Annotated in this window: 4 protein-coding genes and 1 pseudogene; 4 read left to right on the top strand and 1 reads right to left on the bottom strand. The window is 63.7% G+C overall.

Going from position 1 to position 3,981, the window contains the following annotated elements; translation table 11 throughout:
* Nucleotides 1-901, top strand: a 901-nt coding sequence (tsf, locus tag EN939_RS24215; protein WP_127270209.1) for a translation elongation factor Ts, incomplete at its 5' end; no start/stop codon positions are given.
* A 21-nt stretch (nt 902-922) separates the two neighbouring features.
* Here tsf and EN939_RS24210 read toward each other — a convergent pair.
* A complete protein-coding gene (locus EN939_RS24210) occupies nt 923-1,849 on the bottom strand; it encodes a LysR family transcriptional regulator (protein WP_127270207.1) in 927 nt (308 codons plus the stop codon).
* 115 nt (nt 1,850-1,964) lie between these two features.
* Between EN939_RS24210 and EN939_RS24205 the strand changes: the two genes are divergently transcribed.
* The 3 genes and pseudogenes from EN939_RS24205 to pyrH all read left to right on the top strand — a co-directional run.
* The gene (locus EN939_RS24205) at nt 1,965-2,501 is read left to right on the top strand and encodes a nuclear transport factor 2 family protein (protein WP_127270206.1); all 537 of its coding nucleotides are present in this window, start codon (nt 1,965-1,967) and stop codon (nt 2,499-2,501) included.
* Nucleotides 2,502-2,528: 27 nt separating this feature from the next.
* Nucleotides 2,529-3,635 carry an aldo/keto reductase gene (locus EN939_RS24200; protein WP_127270204.1) on the top strand — a complete coding sequence of 369 codons (1,107 nt, stop codon included), beginning with the start codon at nt 2,529-2,531 and terminating at the stop codon, nt 3,633-3,635.
* 138 nt (nt 3,636-3,773) lie between these two features.
* A pseudogene (gene pyrH, locus EN939_RS24195) lies at nt 3,774-3,981 on the top strand (UMP kinase); the annotation flags it as partial.

Below are 3,981 nucleotides of genomic sequence, written 5' to 3'. Positions count from 1 at the left end.
GGTCAAAGAACTCCGCGACTTGACCGGCGCGGGCATGATGGATTGCAAGGCCGCGTTGACCGAGACCAACGGCAACATGGAAGAGGCCGTCGACTGGCTGCGCAAGAAGGGTATCTCCAAGGCCGACAAGAAGGCTGGCCGCACCGCGGCTGAAGGTCTGATCGGCGTCGACAACGGCGTGCGCGAAGCTGCCGTCGTGGAAGTCAATTCCGAGACCGACTTCGTGGCCCGCAACGCCGCGTTTCAGGAAATCGTCGGCAACGTTGCCAAGGTTGCGCTGGCCTATGGCACGACGGAGGTTGTGGCCGCCGCAAAGTATCCAGGTTCCGACAAGTCTGTTGCCGACACCATCAAGGACGCTGTCGGCACCATCGGCGAAAACATGGGCTTCCGCCGCTCGGCCAAGCTCACCGTCCCGCACGGCGCTGTCGCTACCTACGTCCACAACGCGGTTGCCGACGGCCTTGGCAAGCTCGGCGTGCTGGTCGCGATCGAGACCACGGGCAATGAGCATGCAGCCAACGCCTTTGGCCGCCAGGTGGCCATGCATGTTGCCGCCACCAACCCTCTGGCGCTGACCGCAGAGCAGATCGATCCGGCCGCGGTCGAACGCGAGAAGGCGATCTTCTCCGACCAGGCGCGCCAGTCCGGCAAGCCGGAAGCGATCATCGAGAAGATGGTCGAGGGCCGTCTGCGCAAGTTCTACGAGGAAGTCGTGCTCCTGAAGCAGGCCTTCGTGCTCAATCCCGACATCACTGTCGAGAAGGCGCTGAAGGATGCCGAGAAGGACATCGGCGCCCCGGCCAAGATCACCGCCTACCTGCGCTTTGCGCTGGGCGAGGGCATCGAGAAGGAAGAGACCGATTTCGCCGCGGAAGTCGCTGCAGCGGTCAAGAAGTAAGCTGCCAAGCAGCTTTTCGGCTCAGGCAACTCGGCCGGGCGCTCGCGAGGGTGTCCGGCCGATTTCTTGTGTGACGTCGACAAAGGCGCGCAGCTTCGGTGCCATTGCCGCCCGGCGCGGAAAGTAGAGAAACAGGCCTGGTTCCTCGATTGCCGACTGCGGCAACACCTGGACAAGCCGACCAGCGGCCAGGTCGGCGCGCACCAGCGGCTCGAACACATAGGCCAGTCCCATTCCCGACAGCGCCAGGTCGATCGCGGCAAGCGAATCGGTGACGATGGCGGTGCCGCGCGTTTCCACGGCCACGTCCTTGCCGTCCTCCGTCAAATCCCAACGATAGACCGCGCCGGATCGCACCAGACGGTAGCCGATGCAATTGTGGGCGGCGAGATCGGCCAGGCTGTGCGGGCGGCCATGCCGGCCGATATAGGCTGGTGACGCTACGATGATCACCTGGAATGGCGGGGTCATCCGGATCGCGATCATGTCCTGCGCGATCATTTCGCCAAGTCTGATGCCGGCGTCAAAGCCTTCGCTGACGATATCGACCAATCCTTCATTGGCAAAGATTTCCACTGTCACATCCGGATAGCGCTCGGCCATGGCCGTCACCACCGGCGTCACCGCCATCGGGACGGCGATATGTGATACATTGATTCTGAGCAGTCCCGCCGGGCGACCCTTGATGCCGCGGATACGCTCCATCCGCTCGGCGATATCCTGCAGCGCGGGCTCGGCCGTCGCGACAAGCGCCTGACCGGCCTCGGTCAGCGATACGCTGCGGGTCGTGCGGGCAAAGAGCGGCTGGCCGATGCGCTCCTCCACAAGGCGTACAGCGTGGCTGACCGCCGAAGGGCTCATGCCGAGTTCGGCAGCGGCAAGCGCAAAGCCGCCTCGCCGCGCCACGGCGACGATAACGGGAAGGTGGCTGAGCAGGTCGCGATCCATTCATGCATAATATCGCATAGTCCATGCGAATAATGCAATCTTTTCGATGCCGGCCTGTTGGCCCACATTGTCGCCAGCAAACCGGCGACGGGCCGATGCGCAAAGGAGAAGAGACATGAATGCATTGAGGTATGCCACCTTCGCGGCGGGTATCGCGCTGGCGCCGGTCGATGCCGGCGGAGCCGAATCGTCCCCTGAAATCACGCTCGCCGATGAGCGCGCCGTCATACGCATCGCCGATGCCATCGACCGCGCGGTCGATGCCCAGGATTGGCGGCTCGCCCGTAGTTACTTCGCCGACCGCGTCACCGTCGACTTCAGCAGCCTGAGTGGGCAGCCTGCGGCCACCATCGCGTCGGACGACCTGATCGGGACCTGGGCCGCCAACCTCAGGGGCAACAAGACCAGCCTGCACCTGCGCACCAACCATCAGGTCGCCATCGACGGCGACGCCGCGACTGTCTCCTCCAACGGCTACGCCTGGAACCGGATGGAAGGCAATGGCGAACCGCTATGGGAAGTCTGGGGCACCTACGAACACCACCTGACCCGTTCGGGAGCCGACTGGAGCGTGGACGGCTTCACATTCCGCATGACGCATGAACGCGGCAACCCGTGGGTCAAGACGACCCCCGGACAGGATCGGCATTGAAGATTGGATCAGGATCGGAGCGACATCATGACCATGCCCTTCTACACCCTTGGCAGCAGCGGGCTTCGTGTCACCCGGCTGGCGCTCGGAACCATGACCTTCGGCACCGAATGGGGCTGGGGCGCCGACAAGGAGACGGCCCGCGCCCTGGTCGATGCCTATGTCGAGGCAGGCGGCAATTTCTTCGATACGGCCGATGCCTATACCGGCGGCACCTCCGAGACCTGGCTTGGCGAGTTCATAGCCGAACGCGGTCTGCGCGACAGAGCGGTGATCAGCACCAAGTTCAGCATGAATCTGGAGCAGGGCAATCCGAATGCCGGCGGCAACGGCCGCAAGAACATCATCCGCGCCGTCGAAGGCTCGCTGAAGCGGCTCGGCACCGATTATATCGACCTCTATGTCCTGCATGCCTGGGACAGGCTGACTTCACCGGAAGAGGTGATGCGAACGCTGGACGATCTGGTGCGCGCCGGAAAGATTCGCCATGTCGGTCTCTCCGACGTCCCCGCCTGGTACGCGAGCAGGGCGCAGTCCATCGCTGAGCAGCGCGGCTATGAACCGGTTTCGGCGCTGCAGCTCGAATATTCGTTGGTCGAGCGCAACATAGAGCATGAATTCGTGCCTTTCGGCACGCGCTATGGCGCCGGCATCATGGTCTGGAGCCCGCTGGCCAGCGGCTTGCTGAGCGGCAAATATCGTTCAGACACAATCAGCAACGCCGGCGGCAGGCTGGAGGCGATGCGCGGTTCGACCAATCCCGGCTTCCAGAAGTTCACCGACCGCAACTGGGCAATCGTTGCCGAACTGGAAAAGGCCGCCGGCGAGCTTGGCCGCGGCATGGCCCAAATCGCCTTGAACTGGGCGGCAACGCGGCCCGGTGTCGCTTCGGTGATCATCGGTGCGACGAGGCTCGATCAGCTCAGGGACAATCTCGGCGCGCTCGATTTCGAGATCCCCCAAGAGCTCCTGGCAAGGCTCGACGCAGTCAGCCTGCCGGTCACGCCGTTCCCGTACTCGTTCTTCGGTCCGGAAATCCAGGGCGGCCTTACCGGGGGCCAGGCCGTCGGCTGCAAGCCTGCGGGCTATTTCCCTGACCTGCTCATGGAAGGTGCATTTGCCGGCGTGAGTTGACAAAAGGCGAGAGAATTCCGGGAAGGGCGCCGCGTGACATCGCGGCGCCCTTCGTGTATCGGAACGCCATTGTTTCGGTGGCGCGCCTGCGCGAGAGCAGCCACCCGGAACGCGCCACATGCAAATGAAGAGGCCCAGATGACGGTGAAGCCCCTCTACCGACGTGTCTTGCTGAAAGCGTCGGGCGAAGCGTTGATGGGCGAGCAGCATTTCGGCATCGACGTGTCAGTGGTGGATCGCATCGCCGGCGACATCGCCGAGGCGCGTGCATTGGGCATCGAGGTCGGCGTCGTCATCGGCGGCGGCAACATCTTTCGCGGTGTGGCCGTTGCCTCCGAGGGCGGCG

This window comes from Mesorhizobium sp. M7A.F.Ca.CA.002.05.1.1 (genome assembly GCF_003998335.1).
GTDB lineage: Bacteria > Pseudomonadota > Alphaproteobacteria > Rhizobiales > Rhizobiaceae > Mesorhizobium.
The sequence above is the reverse complement of the archived record's forward strand: the minus strand, read 5'-3'. Positions and strand labels throughout refer to the sequence as shown.

What these genes read in the sequence shown, in the direction of transcription:
- EN939_RS24210 (WP_127270207.1), bottom strand. Translation starts at nt 1,849, where the DNA reads ATGGATCGCGACCTGCTCAGCCACCTTCCCGTTATCGTCGCCGTGGCG.
- EN939_RS24205 (WP_127270206.1), top strand. Translation starts at nt 1,965, where the DNA reads ATGAATGCATTGAGGTATGCCACCTTCGCGGCGGGTATCGCGCTGGCG.
- EN939_RS24200 (WP_127270204.1), top strand. Translation starts at nt 2,529, where the DNA reads ATGACCATGCCCTTCTACACCCTTGGCAGCAGCGGGCTTCGTGTCACC.